Origin of the sequence: Acinetobacter sp. ABJ_C5_2 (assembly GCF_044538485.1) — a bacterium.
Lineage (GTDB): Bacteria > Pseudomonadota > Gammaproteobacteria > Pseudomonadales > Moraxellaceae > Acinetobacter > Acinetobacter nosocomialis_A.
On record NZ_JBIUCS010000003.1, the window covers coordinates 193813 to 218520 of the forward strand.

Here is a 24708-nt window from a genome sequence, read left to right on the forward strand (position 1 = left end):
TGGAGAGGTAAAAGTAATGATAGATACATCTCTACTTTTACCTCTTTCAAACACTTTTTTGAATTGACGCTATCATCAAAAAAGATATCTCAAAACGATGACATTATGAATGCTCAGTGCTTTTCGTTTTGCTTTCATTCATCCATCGATAAATCACAGGCAATAGAACCAGAGTTAATATCGTAGATGAAATAATGCCACCAATAACGACTGTTGCCAAAGGTCGTTGTACTTCTGCTCCGGTTCCTGTCGCCAAGGCCATTGGAATAAAACCAAGTGAAGCAACAAATGCTGTCATTAATACTGGACGTAATCGTAATACCGCTCCTTTCCAAGTTGCTGCATGAACATCTAAAGTTGCTCTCAGTTCTTTAATGAACGTGAGCATGACCAAACCATTCAATACTGCAACACCCGATAAAGCGATGAAACCGACCCCAGCAGACATGGAAAGTGGAATATCCCTCAACCATAAAGCCACTAATCCGCCAGATAAAGCGAAAGGAACTCCACTAAATACCAGTAAGCTGTCTTTAAAATTACTAAATACAGCCATCAGCAACACAAAGATCATGATGAGCGCCATCGGCACGACGATTTGCATTCTTGCTGTAGCAGAAGCAAGATTCTCAAACTGTCCTCCATAGCCTAACCAGTAACCGCTAGGTAGCTTTTGCTGAGCCAGTTTGCTTTGCATCTCTTGTACAAAAGACCCAAGATCACGATCACGCACATTTGCTGTCACAATGACGCGGCGCTTACCATTTTCACGACTTACTTGAGCAAGACCTAGAATATTCTCAACCTTAGCGACGTCTTGTAACTGAATTAGACCACCGTTTGGTAAGCGAATCGGTAACTGAGCTAACTGCTGAGGCGTACGCATGTTTTCCTGCAAACGAATCACAAAATCGAAACGTCTATCGCCCTGTAAAATTTGTCCTACACTCTGCCCACCGATACTCGCGGCGACAATATCCTGAATAGACTTGACTGATAAACCGTATTGGGCAGCCAATGCATGATCAACATCTACATTCAGTAAGGGCAAACCGTCAGTCTGTTCAACTTTGACTTCACTGGCACCTTGAATACTACGTAGCTGTTGGGCTATTTTTTCTGCTTCCTGATTGAGGACCTGCATATCGTCCCCAAAAACTTTCACCCCAATATCACTACGTACACCTGAAATGAGCTCATTAAAACGTAGTTCAATTGGTTGTGAGAATTCACTGTTATTACCAGGAATCTGATTCACGAATTGCAGCATTCTGGCACGCAATTCATCTATTGTTTCTTTAGGGTTTGGCCATTGATCGTGTGGTTTTAATAGAACAATACCATCTGAAATATTAGGAGGCATGACATCGGTAGCAACCTCGGCTGTTCCTGTTCTTGCAAAAATGGCTTTAATTTCAGGGAAGGCTTTCAGTAACTGCTTTTCGACATTCTCCTGAATTTTAAGCGACTCCTCTATGCCTGTGCTCGGTGCACGCATGAGTTGCAACGCAAAATCACCCTCACTGAGTTGAGGCGCGAACTCACTTCCTACTCTTGTTGCAATTGCACTTGTTAAAATCAAGATGCTGACCGCTGCTGTAACAACAACATATCGGAAGGCATATGCTTTATCGAGTAAGCCTGCATAACCTTTTTTCAAGGTCATCATCCAACGGCTTTCTTTTTCCTTCACTTCACCCGTAACAAACAAAGCTACTGCTGCTGGAACAAAGGTCACAGATAAAATAATTGCTCCCAATAACGCTAGGACAACGGTCATTGCCATAGGGTGGAACATTTTTGCTTCAACGCCTGCTAAAGCAAAAATTGGTAGGTACACGACCATAATGATGATCTGACCAAATATTAATGGTCGGCGTGCCTGTTTAGCGGCGAGAAAGACCTCTGTAAAGCGTTCTGAACGCGTTAATAAGCGACCTTTTAAATGCTGTGCTTCAGCCAAACGCCGAATACAGTTTTCAACAATAACAACCGCCCCATCGACAATGATCCCGAAGTCCAAAGCTCCTAGACTCATGAGGTTGGCACTGATTTTTTGTTCTGCCATACCTGTTAAGGTAAAAAGCATTGCCAATGGAATAATACAAGCAGTGATTAAAGCAGCACGAAAGTTTCCTAAAAAAATGAAAAGAATAACGATGACTAAAATCGCCCCTTCAATCAAATTTTTGGCTACTGTTTTAATTGCTTTATCTACGAGGTTGCTACGATCATAGACTGTTTCAATCACAATACCCTGAGGGAGTGATCTCTGAATTTCCTGAACTTTCTGATCAATCGCTTTGGCAATGGTTTTACTGTTTTCACCCATCATCATCATGGCGATACCTAAAACAGTTTCCTGTCCATTATAGGTAGCCCCACCCGTACGCAAGTCATGACCAATCGATACTGATGCCACATCAGCAACCCGTATAGGTAAACCGTTTTTCGTGGCGACCGTAACGTTCTGAATGTCTTGTATAGACGTCAGCATACCCGGAACACGAACTGTCAGTTGCTGACCATTCTCTTCAATAAATCCAGCACCGCGGTTTTCATTGTTATTTTGAAGCGCATCTTGTAAATCGGTGAGTGGAATCTGCAACTGCTGTAACCGTGTCAGATCTGGTGAAACCACATAGGTTTTGTTATATCCACCAATGCTATTAACCTCGGCTACCCCTTGTACGCGTTGTAACTGGGGCCGAATAATCCAGTCCTGAATTTCACGCAGGTCCATCGCGCTATAGGCTGAACCATCTGCTTTTTTGGCATTTGGCTCGGCTTTTACCACCCATTGATAAATCTCACCGAGTCCAGTTGAAATTGGAGACATTTGTGGATCAATGCTATCGGGTAAAGCACTCTTAGCTTCTTGTAACCGCTGGTTAATCAGCTGCCTTGCCCAGTAAATGTCAGTACCATCTTTAAAGATAATGGTGACCTGAGAAAGACCATATCTGGAAATTGAACGAGTCTGCTCCAGATTTGGAATGCCGGACATGGCATTTTCAATCGGATAAGTAATCCTTTGCTCAACTTCTGGTGCTGTAAAACCATTAGCCTGACTATTGATTTGTACCTGTACGTTGGTGATATCTGGCACGGCATCAATTGAAAGTTTTTGGTAGCTATAAATTCCGACACCAATCCAAGCAATGACAAACATCATGACCCAAATGGCGTTATTAATTGAAAACTGAATGATCCGATCAAACAAACCTTCAGCCTCTGGCAAATCAGGTTTATTAATGTCCATGCTCAGCCTCCCCTTTTTCAAGTTCGGACTTGAGCAAGAAGCTACCTTGAGCCACATATTGCTGCTTTTCAGTAATTCCTGATTTAACCTCGACCCATTGTGCATCTGAAGAATAATTGCCTAACTCTACCGCAACAGGAGCAAAATGAATTTTGTCCTTCTCCTGTTTTGCAATAAAGACCACATTCTTTCCATCAATCTGTTGTACCGCTGCCTTGTTAACCCGTAATACAGTCGCTGCATTATTTTGTTTCAGTAACACGTTGACCATTAAGTTAGGACGTAGTTCTTTTGAAGGTGTCAGTACCTTGGCACGAACCTGCAAACGACCAGTTTGAGTATCTGCTTCTGAAGTTAGGCTTTGCACCTGTGCTTTGAAAATATTATTCGTTTGCAGCGACTTAAATTCAATTTCCTGATTAGGCTGAATATCGGTATTTGCACTTGGTAGCACAAACTCAACCCATAACTGATCTAGACGATCAATAACAAATAACTGTTTGTCAGGACCAATTTGCTCACCAATCACAATATCTTTATTACTGATTACACCGCTTAAAGGTGCAGTCAAAACATATCGACCTTTACTTGAGCGATTTGCTCCCAAGGCACTTAAACGGCTATTTGCAGCCTGCACCTGAATTTGCGCCTGACGATAAGCATTGTAAGCTTTCTGATAATCTTGACGTGCTGAAACACCTTGTTCCCACAATTGCTTTTCACGCTGATAATCTTGCTGCGCTAATGTCAACGCTTCTTGCGCCATGCTTAAATTGGCTTGTTGATCGACTAAATCTGGCACAAATAAAGTCGCAAGTGCCTGACCCTTTTCAACTTGTTGTCCCAGTGCAACATTTACGCTGTCTACTCGTGCAGAAAAAGTTGAAGAGACATGTGCTTGCTGGTCTGTGTTTACGACAAGTTTGGCAGGATAAGAAAGGCTCTGCTCAACTTCTCCACGCCCTACTTGCTCTAACTTCACACCATATTCAACCAGTTGCTTAGAAGTCAGGTTTAAACTTCCTTCCTCTTTTTCAGACTCACCATGGCCAGCTTCACCTTCTGCATGCCCTTCTTCACTTTTTTCGGTATTGGACTGTTTTTTTCCAGAGAAAAATAACCAAGCACTTAAAGCAAGACAGACAATCAACAACAAAAGAGCAATAAGCCATTGGTTTTTCATTTTCTTCACTGACATTACTCTGCCCCTCCAACTGTCGGCAACTTATAGGTGTCTTGCCATAAATTTTGATTAATTTGATTTAATGCATCTCCAGACATCACCATGTTTGGATCGATCCCGAGAGCTAAACTTTCTGCCTCAATTGCTTTTTGCCAAGCAGATTTAAGAAGTTGAACTTTTTTCAAGCGTTGTTCTTGTAATTGAAGGGTAGATTGCTGAACATCGGTAATTGCAAATTTACCAACTTTAAAGCCAAGCAACATTTTCTCCTGTACCGTCTCTGATAAAGGAATCTGTTGCTCATTCATCAAGTTATATTGCTGCTTCAAACCCGCTAACTCGTACTGTAGAGTACGAATAGAATTCAGACTTTGCTTTTTATAAAAGCTTTGCTGCTGATCAATTAAATTGAGTTTGCTTTGGGCAACTTTCAGCGCATATTGCTGGCGATTAAAAATGTTTAAGGGAACCGCAATACCTACTCGTATCTGATTTTCGGTACTGCTCGTTTCTGCGGTTTTACTACGAACTACGCCCATATTTACGGTAGGCGCAGGGCGATTTTTTGCCTTTAAATAGTTAATTTCAGAATTTTGTTGTATTGCTTGCAGTCGCATAGACTGTTCTAACAAATTCTGTTTTAAGTATTGATCGATATCACCTTCATTTTTTAAAGGCCACGCACTTTTCATATCTGGACGTAACGTGAAGTTATCTTCTGTCTCACCCCATAAGTTAGCCAGTTTTCGTTTGGCACTACTCAGAGATAATTCAACTTCCTGATACAAACGCTGGTTTTCAACATGCGTCATTAAAGTTCGATCTAAATCAACCTGAGCAATACTACCCGCCTGAAAACGTAAACGGGTCGCATCTAAAAGGTTTTTACTCGTTCTTAACTGTGCTTTGGCAACTTCATGTTCAAGCTCTAAAATCGATACTTGTGACCATAAATATTTTACTGCCAGCTTTAGCTGAGCCTCATATAAAACCTGATTCAACTCAACTTGGTTTTGCTGAACACTTGCCAGTTTTTTTGCTGCGGAGCGTACACCAAAAATATCTAGTTTTTGCGAGATCCCAAGTTCTAGCTCCTGATCTTTTCCAGATTTAAAACCCGTTTGCTGTACAGAAACCGTCGGATTTTCCCATAGCTGGCTCTGCTTGATATTGCTCTCTGCAATGTCTTGTTGAGTTTGCCAAATTCCTGTTTGAGTCTGAAATTGCTTAACCTGATCAAGTACTTGCTCAAACGTTAAAACATTCTGTACACGCTGTGGTTGTGTATTTTCAGTAAGGTTCTGATTTGAACTGGCTGCGTTTGTTACGACACCAGTTGAAAGTGCAACAGCAACAACTAATGATTTAAGTACCCAAGATGTGCTCAGACTAACGAAACGTTTTTCGTATAAAAAAATAGACATACATTAACCCTATGAAATAAATAATATTTCTGGTGGGTTGTTTTTCGGCTACCCCACCTATAGCAGGGTTAAAACAGGAGGAGGATCTTGTTTAGAGATATGAGGGGACTTATAAGAATTGGACCAATAATATTGTTGTTTTGGCTCAGATGACTGTATTAACGGTGAAACAATTTTTTCTTGTGCTTCTACAATCACAACATGAAAACACGAAGGTAAATGGTCATGATGATCGGACAAGCTTAAGGGAGCTTTATGCATAGTCCCTTCAACTTCTGTCTTTTCAGTATGACTATGCTGTGAAGCTTCATAACTCAACGCTGCATGATGCCCAAAATGATGTAATGCTTTTTCCTGATTTTCATGGGCGCAAAATGCCGCTGCCACATTCCATAGACTTTGGAATATAAGCAAACAGAATAAGACGGACATGAAAAGTGCAGAACGTGGCAACAGCACACCATTAAACTAAAAAGTTGAACAAAGCCACTATAGCAGGCACCTAGCATGTAATAAAATTACAAAACATTGATTTATTGGTTTCGTTCTTTTCACTTAAAGCTAAGCCATTTTTTATCTTCACAAAAATAATTTTTTAAGAGTAATGTTTATGTATAAAACGTTGACCACTTGCATATTAGCCACTTGTCTTGGCTTAACCGGATGCGCAACATCTCTATTATCGACAGCCCTTCCAAGTGAGACAACTGAGATCAAAACAACCATTTTAAAAACAGATCAAATTATTTCGCTGGGACAAGCAGTGAAAAACCAGCAAGAACAAGGTCTTGTATTTGTAGGCAAAGACTATAGTTATTTAATGACCGAAGGTAGCTCAGAATTTTTAAGTATTATTAAAAATATTCCAGTAAATCAAAGAACTTTAATTATTTCCTCTCCTCTTATCCTTGAAATGGACGATCCGACTCATTTTCATGGTGAACTCAAATTTCAATACAACATTCCTGATTCAAAGTTGAGCGACCAACAAAAAGAAAATTTAAAAAACTTAGGATTTAAAAATCACTTCATGGTTATGGAGCAACAAACACAACTTTTATATCCTTATGCCATTATTCGTTTTAAAGGCCAAATTTACCAAACCACTGGAACTCTAAAAGCTCAACAAACACTACCTACCCCTTATCCAATTGCCTTACAGCAAAAAGATGAAATAACAAAGAAGCATCCGTTTAAACATGTAACACGTATGGCGCTTTATCCTTTGGCACTGGCGTTTGATGTGGTCACAGTAGCTCCATCATTGATTTGGGCAGATTTGCATGGTGACTTTACTAAATAAAAAACTTTTTTCTTAAAATAATCAGCCAGCTCATAAGCTGGCTTTGTTTAAAGAAATTTCTTTTGTTTGATATTTATAAATTTTCTCAAGAGCTTTTTGCTCAAAATAAAAGCTATTTTCTAAGTTTAAAAGCTCTCATTTCAGTCAAGAATGCCAATATTCTTATAGTAATTTCGCTAAGCGTAAAAACACGTGTAACTTTTATGTAAGCTAAAACCTCAGCATTTTTCATCCAAATGCGCTATATCACATTTACAAAATAAAACATAAGATTTCCATATAAGGGACTAGCTTAAAAGTGTGAGTCAATTCAATCAAATTGAGGAACAAGGGGAGACTATCATGGATATGAAAACAATCAAGCATGGGCTTAATCACTTGTTTGCCTTTGAAAACTTGCCAGCCGATATGCATTCACAAGCTGAGGATGAAATTGAACAAGGCTTACGCTTTGAAGAGTTAGCCGTACAAGATCATGAACGTATGCAAAATTGGCTAGATATTACCCCAAACGACCGCAATGCAATGTGGTGCTACCTCCGAGCAGCTTTAAGAGGTAACGCTGACGCTTCCTTTAAACTTGGCATTGGCTATTTAAATGGTCAATTTGGTTTAGATAAAAACTATACAGAAGCTGAAAAGTGGTTAAACAAAGCAGCAAGCCAAGGTCATCCCTATGCTGAACACTGCTTACAAGAAGCTTTTAGTAAACTTGCCTTCTAATAAAAAAACCAGCCCTTAGGCTGGTTTTTTCAATCTAGCAGTAATTAACCGCTAATTTTTTTGTATTTAGTACGCTTTTGAACAGCGTCTTCACCTAAACGTGACTGGCGATATGCTTCATATTCTGCATAGTTACCCGTGTAGAATTCTGGCTGTTCATTTTCAAATGACAAGATGTGAGTTGCAATACGGTCAAGGAACCAACGGTCATGCGATACCACCATTACCGTACCTGGGAATACAAGAATTGCATCCTCAAGCGCACGTAAAGTTTCAATATCCAAATCGTTTGATGGCTCATCCAGTAAGATAACGTTTGCACCTTGCTGTAAAATTTTCGCAAGTTGTAAACGGTTACGCTCACCACCAGACAATTCGCCTACGCGTTTTTGCTGGTCTTGGCCTTTGAAGTTAAAGCGACCGATATAAGCACGTGAAGCAATTTCATAATCGCCCACTTTCAAAATATCTAAACCGCCAGAAACTTCTTCCCAAACAGTTTTGTTATTGTCTAGAGTGTCACGGATCTGACCTACATAAGCGACTTTAACAGACTCACCTAAAGTCACAGTACCTGTATCAGGTTGCTGTTCGCCAGTCATCATACGGAATAATGTGGTTTTACCCGCACCGTTTGGACCAACGATACCCACAATAGCTGTTGGTGGTACAGTAAACGTTAAGTTTTCGTACAACAAGCGACCGTCGAATGATTTGCTGATACCTTCCACTTCCACAACTTTATTACCCAAACGTGGGCCAGGTGGAATGTAGATTTCAGACGTTTCATTACGTTGTTGGAATTCTTTAGAGTTAAGCTCTTCAAAACGTTCCATACGCGCTTTGTTTTTCTTTTGCTGACCTTTCGCATTTGAACGAACCCATTCAAGTTCTTTTTTCAATGCTTTAGCAAAAGATTCTTCTTGTTTCTGCTCTTGTTCTAAACGAGCATTTTTTTGCTCTAACCAAGAAGAATAGTTACCTTGGTAAGGAATACCATGCCCACGGTCAAGCTCCAAAATCCACTCGGCAACGTTGTCTAAGAAATAACGGTCATGCGTAATCGCAACGATTGTGCCAGGGAAATCTTTCAAGAAGCGCTCTAACCAAGATACAGACTCTGCATCCAAATGGTTCGTCGGTTCGTCAAGAAGCAACATGTCCGGTTTAGAAAGCAATAAACGGCAAAGTGCTACACGGCGGCGTTCACCACCTGAAAGCTTAGTTACGTCTGCATCCCAAGCTGGAAGGTTCAAGGCATCTGCCGCGATTTCAAGCTGGTTGTTTAGGTTGTGCGCATCCCAAGCATGGATAATTGATTCTAATTTTTCCTGCTCTTTCGCAAGCGCATCAAAATCTGCATCTGGGTCTGCATATTCTGCAAATACCTGATCAAGACGTTCTAAAGCATCTAAAGCTTCACGTACGCCATCTTCAACGTTACCACGAACGTCTTTCGTTGGATCAAGTGGCGGCTCTTGCTCTAAATAGCCGATTTTAATTCCAGGTTGTGCACGAGCTTCACCAGAGAAATCTTTATCTACGCCAGCCATAATACGAAGCAAGGTAGATTTACCCGCACCGTTCAAACCGAGAACACCAATTTTGGCACCCGGGAAAAATGATAAAGAGATGTCTTTTAAGATTTCGCGCTTTGGCGGAACCATTTTAGACACTCGGTTCATCGTATAAATATATTGGGCCACGCAGGACTCCTCAATTGAAAAACCAATACATCGCAAGAAGCGATAAAATAATCGCGCGTATTATACGATGAAAACACTAACGACTTGAAGTTATGATTTCCATCGTACGGATTTATCAAACAATTTTCTTTTTCAATAAGTTGCAAAATGTTTATGTATAAGATTTATACAACGTTTCAGCGTATATTTTTCTATCTTTATTCCTAAAATTGGAAAACAAACCAGAATTTCTGCAATTTTCTATATAAATTTTAGGCTAGACTCGCTCAATATTTAACTCACGAAGATGAAGTAATCATGACTTATAAAGATGAAACCCTAGCCATTCACGCAGGCTATAGTCCTGAAGCAACAACAAAAGCAGTAGCTGTTCCTATTTATCAAACAACTTCGTATGCATTTGATAATACACAACACGGTGCCGACCTTTTCGATTTAAAAGTTCAGGGCAATATTTATACCCGTATTATGAACCCGACCACTGCTGTGCTTGAGCAGCGCCTTGCTGCACTTGAAGGTGGGATTGGTGCATTAGCTTTAGCATCGGGAATGGCAGCCATTACCTATGCCATTCAGACCATTACCGAAGCTGGAGACAATATTGCTTCTGTCTCAACTTTATATGGTGGTACATATAACTTATTTGCCCATACGTTGCCAAAGCAAGGGATTGAAGTTCGCTTTTTTGATTATCAGAAGCCTGAAAGCTTGCGTAATTTAATTGATGATAAAACTAAACTTGTTTTTGTTGAGTCAATTGGTAACCCGCTCGGCAATATCATCGATTTAGAAGAAATTTCAAAAATCGCTCATGAATATGGCGTGCCTGTCGTTGTTGATAATACAGTCGCTACCCCTGCTTTATTAAAACCATTTCAATATGGGGCTGATATCGTTATCCATTCGCTTACTAAATATATTGGTGGTCATGGTAATAGTATTGGCGGTGCGATTGTCGATAGCGGTAAATTTCCTTGGGGTAAATATCCAGAACGTTTTAAAGTTTTGAATACACCAGACCCAAGCTATCATGGCGTGAACTATGTCGAAGCATTAGGCGAGGCAGCTTATATAGCACGTGCACGCGTGGTGCCATTACGTAATACAGGCGCAGCTATTAGCCCGCTCAGTGTTTTCTTAATTTTACAGGGTCTAGAAACGCTTAATTTACGTATCGAACGTCATACTGAAAATGCTCAGAAAGTTGCGGAATATTTGCAAAATCATCCGAAAGTAAAATGGGTCAATTACGCAGGCTTAAAAGATCACCCACAGCATCAACTTGCGCAAAAATATGTAAAAGGTAAACCTTCTGCAATTTTATCTTTTGGTGTTCAAGATGGTCGTGAAGGCGGTACCCGCTTCATTGATGCCCTACAGTTATTTACCCGACTTGTGAACATCGGTGATGCGAAAAGTTTGGCTTGCCACCCTGCAACCACAACTCACCGCCAACTCAATGAACAAGAACTTAAAGCTGCTGGCGTAAGTGAAGATATGGTTCGTCTTTCCATTGGAATTGAGCATATTGATGACTTAATTGCCGATTTAGAACAAGCACTTTCAGCTGTATAACTTTTAAACTATTTATCAAGCCTCTGGAAATAGAGGCTTTTTTATGGCTATATTAAATTCAATTTAAATCTATATTCACTTGAAATAGCTAATTGATCTATTCATACAAAACAATTAATTCAAGATGAAAGATAAGAAATAAATTTAGCCCGATAGGTGCTAGGACTAACACCTACACTATTTTTAAATCGAGTTCGAAAAGTGACAGGAGAATTAAAACCACAGCATAAGGCAATTTCTTCAATCGACTGTGAAGAAGTTTCAAGTAATTCCTGAGCTCGTTGTATGCGCATGGTGAGCAACCACTGTAATGGTGTAGTTCCAATCTGTTCACGGAAACGTCGGGCAAATGTTCTTGGGCTCATATTTGCTTTACAAGCAAGTAATTTAATATCAATCTCGTCATCCAGATGAGTGTTCATCCACTCCAATAGCGTCGCTAAGCTATCACGTGTCTCTGGTATTTCATATTGGATAAACTGCGCTTGTCCCCCATCACGATTTAATGGAGCGACAGCAAGCTTTGCAGCCTGAGCAGCCACGCTTTGCCCATAATCCCGACGCACAAGATGTAAACACATATCCAGTCCAGATGAAGCCCCAGCTGAAGTTATAAGACGCTCTTCATCAACGAACAATACTTTGGGATCGACCTTAATCTTGGGATATCGAGTAGCCAGCTCCTCTGCAAGCATCCAATGGGTAGTGGCCCGATATCCATCAAGAAGGCCCGTTTCTGCTAAAACAAACGCTCCCGAACAAATTGAAGCAATTCTTGCTCCTTTTTGCCACGCTTTAAGAATTGCAGTTTTTACTTTTGGATTAAGGGGCTGTTTAGGATCTTTAATACCAGGAATAATAATGGTGTCTGCATCAATAAGATGATCAAGCCCCAAATGTGCCTGAAGCGTAAACGCTCCTGTATTTACATACTCAGCTTCGCCACAAACTTTTACACAATAGCCCATTTCACCATTTAATAACCGTACAAAACCAAAGACTTCGCATGGAATACCCAAATCAAATGGAATGAAATCATGTAAAGCTAAAATGGCTACCGTATGCATTGGTGAGAGCTCAATTAAAAACTTTTCCTATCTTGGCAGAAATCAAATTGGCAGTAAATGAACGGTTATTGTCATTTCTGCCACTCATAACAATAGGTTAATACTGACAAAATTATCCGTAGTAATTTTTATGTCAAAACTATGAATGGAAACACTATTCTCTCAGCACAGCTTGTCTATTTTCAAAATATAGAATGAATAGCTATCTCCCCCCATTCTTAGTATCGATAAATTAAATCTTCAAATGGGCTAGATACGGATCAATAAATATGGCTAATCCGAAAGCACAAAATATTACTCAATTTCAAAAATTGAAATTTTTTTCACTATTAGAGACAATTTCTTTGCTGTTATTGGTTGTTGTTGCAGTGCCTTTAAAATATTTCAATGGATGGGATACAGGTGTTCATTTTATGGGGCCTATCCATGGGCTTACATTTTTTGTCTATTTATGGTTCGCGGTACAAACTATAACCGAGAGCAAATGGACACCATTAGAACTATTAAGATTAGTGGTAGTTACACTTATTCCGTTCGGTGTTTACTTTAATCTATCATTTATAAAAAATAAAATGACTAATGTAGGCGAAGCTCAATCATCATGATCGAGCTTTTTACGACATTAAACCCATGGCTTAAAGCTATACATATAGTATCAATGACCATTTTTATAAGTGGCGTTCTTGCTGCTTCGTTTTCATTTAAAATAGATCTGGATATTACTGAAAATATCCATATTCCTGTTTGGGCTCAGCGTGAGTATCGATGGGATCAAATTATGACGACCCCAGCGCTCTTTATTACTTTTGCCTCGGGTTTAATCATAGCAATTCATGGTCAATGGTTCAGCTCTAAGTGGCTACCTGCAAAAATTGTATTCGTACTTATTTTGGCAGGTATTCATGGATTCCAAGCTAAGCTTTTACGGCAGATCGCAAATGGTATAAATGTAAGAAAAAAACAAGCAACATTGATTATCCTCATCTGTACTATTTCAATCATCGTTCTTGCGATTATTAAGCCATAACATTACTGTTCATTCTTTAAGCAGTAAAAATCTATTAAACAATTATCATATTATTCAGAAGATTAGAGTAAATAAAATAATATCTCAATCTACATTTTAGAGTTTTTACTCTAAATAAATTGTTAAATTTCATATATTTACACACTAGACAATTTTTAAACATCTATTAAGATAGGGCAATATTTAGGAGTTCATCAGGATGAACCAACGGTTGTAAAAATAAAAATTACATACCGGAATAAATAGCCCCTGCCCCTACTTAGGTAAAATGCTGTGAATAAAAAATTAGAAGCTCTGTTCCAGGAAAAGGTACAAGGTAAAGTCATTTTAGTGACAGGCGCCTCAAGTGGAATCGGTTTAACGATTTCAAACAAACTTGCTGACGCCGGTGCGCATGTTTTACTGGTTGCCCGTACTCAAGAAACATTAGAAGAAGTTAAAGCAGATATTGAAAGCCGTGGCGGTCAGGCATCAATTTTTCCATGTGATCTTAACGACATGGAAATGATTGATCAGGTTTCTAAAGAGATTTTAGCTTCTGTTGATCATATTGATATTTTAATTAATAACGCTGGTCGCTCTATTCGTCGTGCTGTTCATGAGTCTTATGATCGTTTCCATGACTTTGAACGCACCATGCAATTAAACTACTTTGGCGCTGTACGTTTGGTTCTTAATATTTTGCCGCATATGATTCAGCGTAAAGATGGGCAAATTATTAATATTAGCTCGATTGGTGTATTAGCAAATGCAACACGCTTCTCGGCTTATGTTGCCTCTAAAGCTGCGCTTGATGCATTTAGCCGCTGTCTTTCTGCCGAAGTTCATGCACATAAAATTGCGATTACATCAATTTATATGCCTTTAGTGCGTACCCCAATGATCGCGCCAACCAAAATTTATAAATACGTACCGACTCTTTCACCAGAGCAAGCAGCAGATTTAATTGCTTATGCAATTGTGAAGCGTCCGAAACGTATTGCAACTAACTTAGGCCGTTTGGCGTCTATGACGTATTCAGTCGCGCCAGGCATCAACAACATGTTTATGTCGATTGGTTTCCGCCTGTTCCCAAGTTCTGATGCAGCAAAAGGCCAAAAAGCTGAGAAATTGAACTGGGCACAAAAAGCTTATGCACGCATTTTCCCAGGTGAGCATTGGTAATTCGACATATTAAGTTGAATTAACTATAAAAAAGCGCTTCTGACGAAGCGCTTTTTTATTTCATGCTATTTAATTATCTAAAAATTCAACATGTCCTGTTTTTACATCGTAAATCGCACCAATAATTGCAATCTCACCACGGTCTAGCAGGTCTTTAAGTACTGTACTATTATTAATAATGTATTGGATGTTGTAGTGAACATTCATCGCTGTTACCTGATTAATAAAAGCTTTGTTTAACTCGCGCGGTTGCATAATGTCATATACGCTTTCTACCGAACGCATGAGTGGCCCCAGCACATATTGAATATGCGGCATTTCTTTGACATCAGAAACTTGTTTTTGCTGTAGCCGTAACTGACATGCACTGGTCACTGCACCACAGTCAGTATGACCTAGAACTAAAATGACTTTTGAACCTTTGGCCTGACAGGCAAACTCAAGCGAACCTAGTACTTTTTGACCTGCAATATTGCCTGCAATTCTTAAACTAAATAGATCACCAATACCTACATCAAAAATCATTTCAGTAGGTGCACGAGAGTCCATACATCCTAAAACAGCCGCAATCGGATGTTGGCCTTCATCTGCGGTGACACGAATTTGACGGTAAATATCACGTTGTAAACGTTCATTTTTTACAAAGCGTTCATTACCTTCCTTAAGTAAGGTAACCACCTGCTGCGGACTTAATTTACGCTGTAAATCTCTGGTACTAATGTAAATATCAAGCACCGCATCATCTACCTCTTCATAGTGCTGCTTAAACCCAATGAGTTTCAGATCAACCTGACGCTTAACTGCAGTTTCATTCTGATAATCTTGAATGACCTGATAAATATCGGGATCAATCGAGTCGCATTGAGTGGCATCAATAATCAACTGCTGATCTTTATGAACATGCTCCAATGCAGAAATGAGCGCTGAACGATTAAGAAAAGTCACTTGTGATGGAAGCTCAATACGCGTCACAATTCCATGTAAATGCTTTTCTTTATATACGCGAACACCTTTATTGAAGTTGCCATATAAAATAAACGCACTACTGGTAAATAAACCCACCAAAATTCCGGTTAACAAGTCTGTCAGTAAGATTGCAACGAGTGTGATAATGAAAGGTAAAAACTGTTTCCAGCCTTTTTGATACAGCTGTTTAAATAACTTTGGATGAGTCAGTTTAAAACCAGTCACAATTAAAATCGCTGCGAGTGCAGACAATGGAATCATGTTCATGAGTTGAACAAAAAATAAAACTGCTAGCAGCAATAATATGCCGTGAATGATCGTTGAATATTTACTACGTGCGCCTGTATTTGCATTTACAGAACTACGGACAATGACCGAAGTCACTGGCATTCCGCCAATTAAGCCTGAAACAATATTCCCCGCACCTTGCGCCCACAGTTCACGATTAGGTGGAGATGAACGCTTTTGAGGGTCAAGTTTGTCTGCAGCTTCTAAGTTTAATAATGTCTCTAAAGATGCCACAATCGCGAGTGTAATTGCTCCGGTATAAATTAATGGTTCAGCCAGATAGCTAAAGTCAGGAAAAACCAATACCTCTTGCGGTGCTTGCAATATATTTGGTAGTTGAATCAAATTATTGGTTTGTACTGCCCAAGGCGAGCCAATATTCATCAAAACAAAATTTAAAACTGCTGCAATGACCACAGCAATTAAAGCCGAAGGTATGGCTAACTTTTTAAGTGGGCTGCTATCCCAAGCTAAAATTAGAAATAAACTCAGTACCCCAATAAACGCCGCACCCGCATCGAAATGCTGAAGAAAAGTATCAGGCGTGGCAGTCCAAACTTTTCCCCATGAAAAGTCAGTCAACCCAAATAAATATGGCAGCTGCGTCACAATAAGAATGGCCCCAATAGCAGCCAATAATCCTAAAATGACATTGTTTGGAATGAAGTTGGCAAAGAAACCTAACTTAAATATTCCAAATAAAATTTGTAAAATTCCTGCAAATACAATACATAATAAAAAGGCGGCATAATTGCCGCCTAATTGATCTAACTGTACAAGGATGACCGCAGTCAATCCTGCTGCTGGACCAGAGACACTGATGTGAGAACCACTCAGCAGGCCAACAATAATTCCACCAACAATTCCGGCAATAATGCCAGAAATGATTGGAGCGCCTGAGGCTAAGGCGATACCCAAACATAAGGGTAAAGCCACGAGAAATACGACCACTCCCGAAAGGAGATCGTTTAAATGAAATCTATTTTTCAGTTCTAAAGCCGGCATAAAAACAACCATTTATAATATAAAAAAACAATCAATTTTTAATGTAACTGCCTGAAAGTGAGGAACTTACTTCAAGGCTTTATCGATATTGTCTGACATCGGGAAAGGGTTAAAGTTGAGTTATGCTATAACGTTGTATAGTTGATTGTAGATTTCACACCGTTTTTGTTGATCTTAAGATTCACCTCATCTTTACCACTGCGATTTTTTAATAAATACTCATGATTAACTATCCGTAAATATAACTGGTACAACAATTTATAGATTTGGAAAGTTGAATAAGATACGAAAATGCTTAAGTACATTAAGCTTTATTAGATAATTTTTATTTTAGATTTATAAAATATAGCCTATCCAAACATTATCTGTTTCAACAATATAATATTCATCCCCATCAATTCTTTTTACTTCTCGATATTTCTCAATTACATTGTTATTAAACCATTTTTTTGTATCTTCATAATTTTTTTGAGTCTTATAGTCATCAGGACTACCAAGCCAATCTTTTTCATATAACGTTATTTCTATTTTCTTCTCCCAATTGACTTTCTTCATCATATCGTTCATTTCTTGCCACTCGACTATACTTAAAGAAGTTTCATCTAATGGTTTTTCAAAAAGATGTTGATAATGTTCAATTTTTTCACCAATTGCGCAAACAACCTGTGACCGCTTCAAATCATTTTCAAATAACCATATTTTTAAATAATAAGGTTGATCTAAGAAATCTAATTGTTTTTTCCATGACATGTATATTTGGAGCAAACCATTAAAAAATAATTCCTTATATATACCTTGAGGCTGTGGATACTGACTATTTGTAAGAGACAACCTATCCCATGGGTCTACCCAAAACTTTACATATTCACACTGATATCGCTTTAAATATGCAATATCAAGGTTAAGATGATCATCAGTCCACTGTTTAATTTTTCTAATACGTCTTTTTTCTCCACGAATTTTTTTATATTTAATCATTACTTATCCTATTATTTCCACATAAAAAAGAAGCCTATCGAGATAGGCTTCTTTAATCAAATTTTTAATCCAGTAGTTTATTTAGAACCCTTAATTCCTGCTTGTAGTAACAATGCACCAAAACCACCAATTTTTTGCTCTTGTGGTTTTTCTTGTTTGCTACGTTGTGGACGTTCAACCTGATCTTTACGTGGTTGCTGAGGACGCTTACCTTGCGGCTTACGCTCAGAACGCTGTTCGTTATTTTGCTCACGACGCGGTGGACGCTGTGCCTTAACAGGAGCTGCACCTTCTGCACGCATACTCAAGTTCACACGATTACGCTCAGCATCAACTTGCATCACACGCACTTGTACGATTTGACCTGGTTTTACCACCTTATGTGGGTCAGAAACAAATTCATTCGCTAATTCAGAAATATGAACTAAACCATCTTGGTGTACGCCAATATCAACAAAAGCACCAAAATTCGTCACATTCGTTACAACGCCTTCAAGTTGCATGCCTTCAGTCAACTGTGCAACTTCAGTAATATCTTCACGGAATTTAGCTGTGCGGAATTCTGGACGTGGGTCACGACCCGGTTTTTCCAATTCTGATAAAACATCCTGAATAGTCGGCAAACCGAATTTGTCATCAACAAACTCTTCAGCTTTTACCTGACGAATAATTTCAGTATTACCAATGATGTCTTTAACAGTTGTCGCTTTTGCTGCAACAATTTTCTCGACAAGACCATAACTTTCAGGGTGAACAGCAGAAGCATCTAAAGGTTCAGAACCATTTTGGATACGTAAGAAACCAGCTGCTTGTTCAAAAGTACGCTCGCCTAAACGTGGTACGCTTTTCAACGCTTGACGGTTATCAAAACGACCATGCTCTTTACGGTATTCAACGATTTGCTGAGCAATCGCTTTGTTTAAACCCGCAATGTAAGCCAAGATTGCTGGTGAAGCAGTATTTACATCAACACCGACAGCATTCACACAGTCTTCTACCACTGCATCAAGCGTTTTTGCCAAACCAGTTTGGTTTACGTCGTGTTGATATTGACCTACACCAATCGATTTCGGATCAATCTTCACAAGTTCAGCAAGTGGGTCTTGTAAACGGCGCGCAATAGATACTGCGCCACGAATTGAAACATCAAGCTCTGGAAGTTCTGCTGCAGCAAGTTCACTTGCAGAGTAAACAGATGCACCTGCTTCGCTTACAGTCACACGCGTTAATTTAAGATCTGTATTTGCAGCCATCATTTCTGCAACTACAGCTTCTGTTTCACGGCTCGCAGTACCGTTACCAATCGCAATAAGCTCTACGTTATATTCACGGCATAAACGTGCAAGCTCAGCAATAGAGCCTTCTTTGTCTTCTTTAGGCGCAAATGGGTAAATCGTGCTGTGAGCAAGTACATCACCAGCATCGCTTACTACAGCCAGTTTCACACCAGTACGAATACCAGGGTCAACACCCAAAGTTGTACGGCTACCCGCTGGTGCAGATAACAATAAATGACGAAGGTTTTCAGCAAATACCTGCATTGCTTCTGCTTCGGCAGCAAGTCGTTTTTCTGTTAGTAATGAATGCTCGATTTGAGGACGAACCTTACCTAACCAGAATAATTTTGCAGTTTGCTTTAAGAAATCTTGGCGAGCTTGTGGCTGAACTTGATCTAGGTTGTATTCAGTTTCAATATGAGCCAACGGTGCATCATCTTCACCATCTACTTTTAAACCAAGTACGTTTTCTTGACGACCACGTAACATTGCCAATAAACGATGAGAAGGTAATTTATTTAAGCCTTCAGAGAATTCAAAGTAATCACGGAACTTTTTGCCCACTTCTTTCTTTTCTTCAGAAGCAACAGTACTTTTTAACACTGCTGTTTTTGCAAAAGTCGCTTTTAATTCTGTAGTCAGCGCAATATTTTGTGCCCAGTCATCAATTAAAATATGCTGGATTGCATCTAACTGACTTTCAACATCTGGATAGTCTTCATGGCTAAAACCAGCTAATGCTTCTGTCGGATCAATTTGTTCTGCAATAATTTTTTCGGCAATTGGCCCCAGACCCGCTTCTTTCGCCTTGAAAGACTTGCTCGTACGTTTAGGACGGTACGGCGCATAAATTTCTTCTAAAGCATTTTTTGTTTCGGCTGCATTCACCCGCGCCAACAAGTCATCATTCAATTTATTCTGTTCTTGCAATGACTGAATGACCTTTTCACGGCGCTCATATAAATCACGTAAATACGCTAAACGAGTATCTAATTGGCGTAACTGCGTATCATCTAAACCTTGTGTTACTTCTTTACGGTAACGGGCAATGAATGGAACACTGGCACCTTCGTCAATTAAGCGGATGGCAGCTTCTACTTGGTTTGGACGTACGGCAAGCTCACTTGCCAACTGCTGAACTAAGTCAGTCATCGTGTTTGATCCCACAAGGATAAAGTTTAAAAGCACTGATTATAAAGACCAAGACTATAAAATCCACACTTGTTTGCGTATTCAAAACGTTTTTTTGTATTGACTGTGAATTTTTCGCATTCTTCACTTCATAAAAAGTGCTCTGTGCTACGTATTTTGGCCTTTAAACTCATATTTTACTGTTTAAAAAATCTGAAATTTATAGGATAACCCTTAAGCAAAATGAAATTTTTAATATAAATTACGAGAAAATGAACATATTGATACAGTACTAAAATGAGCAAAAATATAGTTTTTCTTATCTGTCTAAATAAATTATTAAGCTTTAATATCTAAATGGCTTATCGACCTTTTAGAAAATAAGCTTTGAAAAGTAGCGCTAATTTTTAAAATAATTTATTTGAAACAATTATTTATTAAAATTTAATCGAATAGAATTTAACAAATGAGCGAATGCTTGGTTTTTTCTTTAAGGCTTTGCTAAATTATGGGCATAAGATGTTGTTTTTTGGTTTCAAGCCCCTACGAAAATTGTAATTTTGAGCAAATTGATACATAGTCTTAACAAGAACATCGGCATTATACTGAGGGCTTGTTGGCAATAAGCCTAACCGATCCAATAATATATAAATTATGACTTTAAAAGGGAGTACATCATGAGTTTAGTTGTACCTGCTGAACATCCTGAAACCGTACATAACGAAACGGATCGTGTCGAGCGCATTTTAGTGGTCGATGACGATGTGCGTTTACGTACCCTCTTGCAACGTTTTTTGGAAGATAAAGGCTTTGTTGTAAAAACTGCCCACGATGCCTCACAAATGGATCGTTTATTACAACGTGAGTTATTTTCACTTATCGTGCTCGACTTTATGTTGCCCGTTGAAGATGGTTTAAGTATTTGTCGTCGTTTACGTCAGTCAAACATTGATACACCAATTATTATGCTAACTGCACGTGGTAGTGACTCAGACCGTATTGCTGGTCTTGAAGCCGGTGCAGATGACTATCTACCAAAACCATTCAACCCAAATGAGCTATTAGCACGTATTCGTGCAGTATTACGTCGTCAGGTTCGTGAAGTTCCGGGCGCTCCAAGCCAACAAGTTGAAGTGGTTAGCTTCGGTCCATGGTCTTTAGACTTATCTACACGTACGTTAACTCGTGAAGGACAGATTGTTACCTTAACAACGGGTGAATTTGCCGTATTAAAAGCATTGGTACAGCATCCACGTGAACCTTTAACACGCGATAAACTTATGAACTTGGCTCGTGGCCGTGAATGGGGTGCAATGGAGCGCTCAATTGACGTTCAAGTGTCTCGTCTACGTCGTTTAATTGAAGATAACCCAGCGCGCGCACGCTATATTCAAACTGTGTGGGGCGTAGGTTATGTATTTGTTCCAGATGGTGCTGAATAAGCTTGAGATAAAATAGAGTGAGTTTAGAGCCAATATCACCGCAAAGCTTTACCGACTACATTGCGTATTCAGAGCGTAAACGGACGAGATGGGAACGTTTTCTCGACAAAATTAAGCCACGTTCTGCTGCCATGCGTACCACAATTTTGGTACTGCTGGTGGTGTTCTTTAGCCTCTTTATGTCTTTGTGGTTTTTTTGGCGAACTCTCTATCTACCTGAGATTCAACAACATGCCCGTTATCTGGCAGTTGAACTCGAACTGGTCAACAACCCTAATATTCGTATTTTTCATCGTGATAGCGAAGTTGATGTCGATACTTGGTTACGTAATCGGGTTGGTATTGAATACATAACCGACCCTAAAGAGTATCCAAGCGTTCGCGATAAAGTAATTGCCGAGATTTTTACCAACCAAGTTGAGCAAAAACTAGCCAATGAAATTGGTGCAAAAGACGTTACCGTTTACTTCCAGTTTAAACCTAGCCCACGTATCTGGATTCAAACTCCTGAAATGCATGGCAACTGGGTTCGTGAACCTTTAAAAACCTATGCAAACTATAGCCCTGAGCTATTAATTGGTTGGGTTGTGGGTGTTCCTTTAGTGTCAGCCATCATTATTTTAATTTTGGTTAGACAAATGAACCGCCCCTTGCGTCGTTTGCAAAATGCTGCCAATGAATATAGTAAGTCTGGAACTGCACCTTATTTAGATACCAACCATGGCCCTCTAGAAATTCGCCAAGTTAACCAAGCCTTTAACCGCATGGTCTATACGCTTGAACAAGCCGAGCGTGAAAGACGAATCATGCTAGCGGGTATTTCACATGATCTAAGAACTCCCCTTACACGTATTCGTTTAACCGCAGAAATGCTACCTGATGAATTTCTGCGTGAAGGCTTGGTCTATGACGTAGACGATATGGATGCAATTTTGAATCAGTTCATTTCATATATGCGGGATGGTTCTGATGAAGAATTAAAAGACACCAATATCAATATATTACTGCAAGAATTAATTATTCAGTTTAAACCGCTCGATATTCGTTTTGAGGTGCAAGATGTTCCGATTATTCCTGCGCGTAGTCTCTCTTTAAAACGACTCATTGCTAACCTTATTAATAACGCAAAACGTTATGGTGCGGAGCCAATCGAACTCAGTGCAAAAGTTGAAAATGAACATATTTTGATTACCGTTGCCGACCACGGTGAAGGTATTCCAGAAGATCAAATTGAAGAATTAATGCAACCATTTGTGAGAGGCGACTCTGCTAGAACCATCCAGGGAAGTGGTTTAGGTCTTGCCATTGTTAAGCGTATTGTCGACATTCATCAAGGTGAAATCCAAATTCATAACCGTGAACAAGGTGGTTTAGAGGTTGTTATTTCACTACCTATTCCAAAACCAGCGGCTGAAGAAAATACAACGCCAAATCCTTTGGAAAAAATTAAACAAACTTTAAGTGAGCGCTTCTAATTTGATCAACCGATCATTTAAAGCGCTATTTTAAAATTTATTAAATACCAAATAAATCAACATATTAAAAATCATAAAATAAATTTATACCCACATTTATTTAAAAAATTAGACCTTAGCCTAACACCTATGCACTTTTCATTTTTTCATAGCTAAAATCCCGTATGTTTTGACAATATTGAGGATGTCCAATGTCTTTAAGTCGTATTCGCCTAGCTTCTCTTCATGACAAGGTCATCAGTGCTGAACAAGCTGCGCAATTCATCGAAAATGGAATGACCGTTGGTATGAGTGGTTTTACTCGTGCTGGTGAAGCTAAAGCTGTTCCACAAGCACTTGTAGAGCACGCAAAGAAAAATCCGTTAAAAATCACGTTAATTACGGGTGCTAGCTTAGGTAATGACTTAGACAAACAACTCACGGAAGCAGGTGTTTTATCTCGTCGTATGCCATTTCAGGTAGACAACACTTTACGTCGTGCGATTAACAACGGCGAAGTTATGTTTATTGACCAACACTTGTCAGAAACTGTTGAGCAAATGCGTAACCAGCAACTTAAACGTCCAGACGTTGCGGTGATTGAAGCAATTGCGATTACTGAAGATGGCGGCATTATTCCAACAACTTCTGTGGGTAACTCTGCAAGCTTTGCTATTTTTGCCGAAAAAGTTATTGTTGAAATCAACACCTCTTTAAGCGAAAGCTTTGAAGGTTTGCACGACATCTATATTCCGACTTATCGCCCAACACGTACTCCAATTCCATTAACAAAAGTGGATGAGCGTATTGGTACAACGGCAATCCAAATTGATCCTGCAAAAATTGTTGGTATTGTCTTTAACGACACACATGACTCACCATCAACAGTCACTCCTCCAGATGATGAGACTCAAGGCATTGCAAACCACCTCATTGCTTTCTTTAATAAAGAAGTTGCTGAAGGCCGTTTACCAAAGAACCTTGGTCCATTACAAGCAGGGATTGGTTCAATTGCTAACGCTGTATTAACAGGTTTAAAAGATTCTGATTTTGAAGACCTCATCATGTACTCAGAAGTTCTACAAGACTGTACTTTTGAACTCATTGATGCAGGCAAAATGAAATTTGCTTCTGGTAGCTCAATTACCCTTTCAGCTAAATGTGGCGAAAAAGTTTTTGGCAATATCGAAGCTTATAAAGACAAATTAGTGCTTCGTCCACAAGAAATTTCTAACCACCCTGAACTTGTACGTCGTTTAGGGATTATCGGCATTAACACTGCACTTGAGTTTGATATTTACGGCAACGTAAACTCAACTCACGTGTGCGGTACTAAAATGATGAACGGTATTGGTGGTTCAGGCGACTTCGCTCGTAACGCGCACTTGGCAATCTTTGTGACCAAATCAATTGCTAAAGGCGGCGATATTTCTTCTATCGTACCAATGGTGAGCCATGTTGACCACAGCGAACACGACGTTGATATTTTAGTAACAGAGCAAGGTCTAGCTGACTTACGCGGTTTAGCACCTCGTGAACGTGCTCGCGCTATTATTGATAACTGTGTACATCCGCTTTACCGTGATGCATTGAACGACTATTTCGACCGTGCATGTGCTAAAGGTGGTCATACTCCTCATTTACTTCGTGAAGCATTGTCTTGGCATGCAAACTTCGAAGAAACAGGTCAAATGCTTCAAGCAGCACCTGTTGCAAAATCAGCTTAAATCACT

Annotated in this window: 19 protein-coding genes; 10 read left to right on the plus strand and 9 right to left on the minus strand. The window is 39.4% G+C overall.

Translation table 11 applies throughout. From position 1 onward, the window contains the following. Positions 1 to 103 precede the first annotated feature (103 nt). From ACH8JV_RS06020 to ACH8JV_RS06035, 4 genes are read right to left on the minus strand one after another with little or no spacing between them, the layout of a single operon-like run. Entirely contained in the window at positions 104 to 3262 is a 3159-nt protein-coding gene (locus ACH8JV_RS06020) for an efflux RND transporter permease subunit (RefSeq protein WP_396520166.1), read from the minus strand. Next, the gene (locus ACH8JV_RS06025) at positions 3252 to 4460 is read right to left on the minus strand and encodes an efflux RND transporter periplasmic adaptor subunit (protein WP_000111950.1); all 1209 of its coding nucleotides are present in this window, start codon (positions 4458 to 4460) and stop codon (positions 3252 to 3254) included. Before ACH8JV_RS06025 ends, ACH8JV_RS06020 begins: the two co-directional genes overlap by 11 nt. After that, on the minus strand, positions 4460 to 5869 hold the full coding sequence (locus ACH8JV_RS06030) for a TolC family protein (protein ID WP_396520168.1): 1410 nt from the start codon (positions 5867 to 5869) through the stop codon (positions 4460 to 4462). Before ACH8JV_RS06030 ends, ACH8JV_RS06025 begins: the two co-directional genes overlap by 1 nt. Before the next feature lie 57 nt (positions 5870 to 5926). Continuing rightward, the gene (locus ACH8JV_RS06035) at positions 5927 to 6322 is read right to left on the minus strand and encodes a cation efflux protein, CzcI-like (RefSeq protein ID WP_343568854.1); all 396 of its coding nucleotides are present in this window, start codon (positions 6320 to 6322) and stop codon (positions 5927 to 5929) included. A gap of 157 nt (positions 6323 to 6479) precedes the next feature. Here ACH8JV_RS06035 and ACH8JV_RS06040 point away from each other — a divergent pair, with 157 nt between their 5' ends. Both ACH8JV_RS06040 and ACH8JV_RS06045 read left to right on the plus strand, forming a co-directional pair. Then, positions 6480 to 7172 (plus strand): hypothetical protein, encoded by a 693-nt coding sequence (locus ACH8JV_RS06040; RefSeq protein WP_396520169.1) that lies wholly within the window; start codon positions 6480 to 6482, stop codon positions 7170 to 7172. A gap of 342 nt (positions 7173 to 7514) precedes the next feature. Further along, entirely contained in the window at positions 7515 to 7895 is a 381-nt protein-coding gene (locus ACH8JV_RS06045; protein WP_263614751.1) for a tetratricopeptide repeat protein, read from the plus strand. A 44-nt stretch (positions 7896 to 7939) separates the two neighbouring features. Here the strand turns inward: ACH8JV_RS06045 and ettA are convergent, their stop codons facing one another. Beyond that, the gene (ettA, locus tag ACH8JV_RS06050; protein WP_086264776.1) at positions 7940 to 9601 is read right to left on the minus strand and encodes an energy-dependent translational throttle protein EttA; all 1662 of its coding nucleotides are present in this window, start codon (positions 9599 to 9601) and stop codon (positions 7940 to 7942) included. A 297-nt stretch (positions 9602 to 9898) separates the two neighbouring features. Between ettA and ACH8JV_RS06055 the strand changes: the two genes are divergently transcribed. Then, complete coding sequence (locus tag ACH8JV_RS06055; protein ID WP_396520171.1) at positions 9899 to 11176, plus strand: O-acetylhomoserine aminocarboxypropyltransferase/cysteine synthase family protein; 1278 nt, start codon at positions 9899 to 9901, stop codon at positions 11174 to 11176. 119 nt (positions 11177 to 11295) lie between these two features. Here the strand turns inward: ACH8JV_RS06055 and ACH8JV_RS06060 are convergent, their stop codons facing one another. Further along, positions 11296 to 12243, minus strand: coding sequence for a GlxA family transcriptional regulator (locus ACH8JV_RS06060; RefSeq protein WP_086394744.1), 948 nt, complete (start codon positions 12241 to 12243; stop codon positions 11296 to 11298). Between the two features lie 269 nt (positions 12244 to 12512). Here ACH8JV_RS06060 and ACH8JV_RS06065 point away from each other — a divergent pair, with 269 nt between their 5' ends. The 3 genes from ACH8JV_RS06065 to ACH8JV_RS06075 all read left to right on the plus strand — a co-directional run bounded on the left by ACH8JV_RS06065 (position 12513) and on the right by ACH8JV_RS06075 (position 14434). After that, complete coding sequence (locus tag ACH8JV_RS06065; protein WP_245149135.1) at positions 12513 to 12848, plus strand: DUF3817 domain-containing protein; 336 nt, start codon at positions 12513 to 12515, stop codon at positions 12846 to 12848. Then, positions 12845 to 13270 (plus strand): CopD family protein, encoded by a 426-nt coding sequence (locus tag ACH8JV_RS06070; RefSeq protein WP_017386424.1) that lies wholly within the window; start codon positions 12845 to 12847, stop codon positions 13268 to 13270. The genes ACH8JV_RS06065 and ACH8JV_RS06070 overlap by 4 nt, the downstream gene beginning before the upstream one ends. 273 nt (positions 13271 to 13543) lie before the next feature. Next, a complete protein-coding gene (locus ACH8JV_RS06075; protein ID WP_262094070.1) occupies positions 13544 to 14434 on the plus strand; it encodes an SDR family NAD(P)-dependent oxidoreductase in 891 nt (296 codons plus the stop codon). A gap of 69 nt (positions 14435 to 14503) precedes the next feature. Here ACH8JV_RS06075 and ACH8JV_RS06080 read toward each other — a convergent pair whose 3' ends face one another. The 3 genes from ACH8JV_RS06080 to ACH8JV_RS06090 all read right to left on the minus strand — a co-directional run bounded on the left by ACH8JV_RS06080 (position 14504) and on the right by ACH8JV_RS06090 (position 20100). Next, positions 14504 to 16693 carry a bifunctional SulP family inorganic anion transporter/carbonic anhydrase gene (locus ACH8JV_RS06080; protein ID WP_396520174.1) on the minus strand — a complete coding sequence of 730 codons (2190 nt, stop codon included), beginning with the start codon at positions 16691 to 16693 and terminating at the stop codon, positions 14504 to 14506. Positions 16694 to 17029: 336 nt separating this feature from the next. After that, the gene (locus ACH8JV_RS06085) at positions 17030 to 17671 is read right to left on the minus strand and encodes a hypothetical protein (protein WP_396520176.1); all 642 of its coding nucleotides are present in this window, start codon (positions 17669 to 17671) and stop codon (positions 17030 to 17032) included. 77 nt (positions 17672 to 17748) lie between these two features. After that, the gene (locus ACH8JV_RS06090; protein WP_396520178.1) at positions 17749 to 20100 is read right to left on the minus strand and encodes a Tex family protein; all 2352 of its coding nucleotides are present in this window, start codon (positions 20098 to 20100) and stop codon (positions 17749 to 17751) included. 656 nt (positions 20101 to 20756) lie between these two features. On the opposite strand from ACH8JV_RS06090, the gene ompR reads away from it, so the two are divergent. Genes ompR through ACH8JV_RS06110 form a run of 4 tightly spaced genes read left to right on the plus strand, consistent with a single transcriptional unit; the run spans position 20757 to position 24702 of the window. After that, on the plus strand, positions 20757 to 21521 hold the full coding sequence (ompR, locus tag ACH8JV_RS06095) for a two-component system response regulator OmpR (RefSeq protein WP_000060753.1): 765 nt from the start codon (positions 20757 to 20759) through the stop codon (positions 21519 to 21521). Positions 21522 to 21538: 17 nt separating this feature from the next. After that, positions 21539 to 22996, plus strand: a complete 1458-nt coding sequence (locus tag ACH8JV_RS06100; RefSeq protein ID WP_396520180.1) for an ATP-binding protein — start codon at positions 21539 to 21541, stop codon at positions 22994 to 22996. A 39-nt stretch (positions 22997 to 23035) separates the two neighbouring features. Beyond that, positions 23036 to 23152: a hypothetical protein gene (locus ACH8JV_RS06105; RefSeq protein WP_263614930.1), complete on the plus strand. Its 117-nt coding sequence runs from the start codon at positions 23036 to 23038 to the stop codon at positions 23150 to 23152. Positions 23153 to 23187: 35 nt separating this feature from the next. Further along, positions 23188 to 24702, plus strand: coding sequence for an acetyl-CoA hydrolase/transferase family protein (locus tag ACH8JV_RS06110; RefSeq protein WP_002116671.1), 1515 nt, complete (start codon positions 23188 to 23190; stop codon positions 24700 to 24702). Positions 24703 to 24708: the final 6 nt, after the last annotated feature.

What these genes read in the sequence shown, in the direction of transcription:
- ACH8JV_RS06070 (WP_017386424.1), top strand. Translation starts at nt 12,845, where the DNA reads ATGATCGAGCTTTTTACGACATTAAACCCATGGCTTAAAGCTATACAT.
- ACH8JV_RS06025 (WP_000111950.1), bottom strand. Translation starts at nt 4,460, where the DNA reads ATGTCAGTGAAGAAAATGAAAAACCAATGGCTTATTGCTCTTTTGTTG.
- ACH8JV_RS06085 (WP_396520176.1), bottom strand. Translation starts at nt 17,671, where the DNA reads ATGATTAAATATAAAAAAATTCGTGGAGAAAAAAGACGTATTAGAAAA.
- ACH8JV_RS06020 (WP_396520166.1), bottom strand. Translation starts at nt 3,262, where the DNA reads ATGGACATTAATAAACCTGATTTGCCAGAGGCTGAAGGTTTGTTTGAT.
- ACH8JV_RS06055 (WP_396520171.1), top strand. Translation starts at nt 9,899, where the DNA reads ATGACTTATAAAGATGAAACCCTAGCCATTCACGCAGGCTATAGTCCT.
- ACH8JV_RS06065 (WP_245149135.1), top strand. Translation starts at nt 12,513, where the DNA reads ATGGCTAATCCGAAAGCACAAAATATTACTCAATTTCAAAAATTGAAA.
- ACH8JV_RS06090 (WP_396520178.1), bottom strand. Translation starts at nt 20,100, where the DNA reads ATGACTGACTTAGTTCAGCAGTTGGCAAGTGAGCTTGCCGTACGTCCA.
- ACH8JV_RS06045 (WP_263614751.1), top strand. Translation starts at nt 7,515, where the DNA reads ATGGATATGAAAACAATCAAGCATGGGCTTAATCACTTGTTTGCCTTT.
- ACH8JV_RS06030 (WP_396520168.1), bottom strand. Translation starts at nt 5,869, where the DNA reads ATGTCTATTTTTTTATACGAAAAACGTTTCGTTAGTCTGAGCACATCT.
- ompR (WP_000060753.1), top strand. Translation starts at nt 20,757, where the DNA reads ATGAGTTTAGTTGTACCTGCTGAACATCCTGAAACCGTACATAACGAA.
- ACH8JV_RS06110 (WP_002116671.1), top strand. Translation starts at nt 23,188, where the DNA reads ATGTCTTTAAGTCGTATTCGCCTAGCTTCTCTTCATGACAAGGTCATC.
- ACH8JV_RS06040 (WP_396520169.1), top strand. Translation starts at nt 6,480, where the DNA reads ATGTATAAAACGTTGACCACTTGCATATTAGCCACTTGTCTTGGCTTA.
- ACH8JV_RS06060 (WP_086394744.1), bottom strand. Translation starts at nt 12,243, where the DNA reads ATGCATACGGTAGCCATTTTAGCTTTACATGATTTCATTCCATTTGAT.
- ACH8JV_RS06080 (WP_396520174.1), bottom strand. Translation starts at nt 16,693, where the DNA reads ATGCCGGCTTTAGAACTGAAAAATAGATTTCATTTAAACGATCTCCTT.